The organism is Singulisphaera rosea, from assembly GCF_054877945.1.
This window is the reverse complement of the sequence record NZ_JBTYIP020000098.1, coordinates 1-552: the sequence shown is the minus strand read 5'-3', so window position 1 is coordinate 552 and position 552 is coordinate 1. Positions and strand designations below refer to the sequence as shown.

Annotated in this window: 1 protein-coding gene; it reads right to left on the bottom strand. The window is 67.6% G+C overall.

Annotation, left to right across the window (positions count from 1 at the left end; translation table 11 throughout):
• Positions 1-552 (bottom strand): Ig-like domain-containing protein (locus ACYOEI_RS41115; RefSeq protein WP_462856480.1); only part of this gene is annotated, 552 nt, incomplete at both ends.

The following is a 552-nucleotide window of genomic DNA, read 5'->3' as shown; positions in this document are numbered from 1 at the left end:
ACCCGGAACCCGGGGAGGCGAACTTGACCGCGGCGTAGAGAGTGGCGGAATCCCCGTAATTGATCGAGGTGCTGGCAGCGGATGCGAAGGCCAGTGAAGAGGCCTGGCCGACGGTGAGGCTGAGCGGAGAGGAGTCGCTGGCGACGTCGTTAGGATCGCCCGAGAATGCGGCCGTGATCGAGTGGGCCCCGACGGTCAGGAGCGAGGTTGAGAAGGAGGCGGTGGTGACGCCGTTGGCCGTCTTGAGGGTGCCGGTGCCGAGTACGGTCGCCCCGTCCTTGAAGGTGACGGTGCCGGTGGGGGGCGCGTCGTTGTCGCCCTTGACGGTGGCGGTGAAGGTCTCGTTCTGGCCGACGACCGGGGAGGCCGTCGCCGTGGCGAGCGTGGTGGTGGTCAGGCCGTGGACGAGGACGTTGAGGACGGGAGAGGTGCTGGTCTTGAGGTTGGCGTCGCCTGCGTAGACGACGGTGATGGAGTGCAGGCCGGGCTTGAAGTTGGCGACGACGAGGGAGACGCTGACGACGCCCTTGGAGAGTCCGAGGGTCCTGGTGG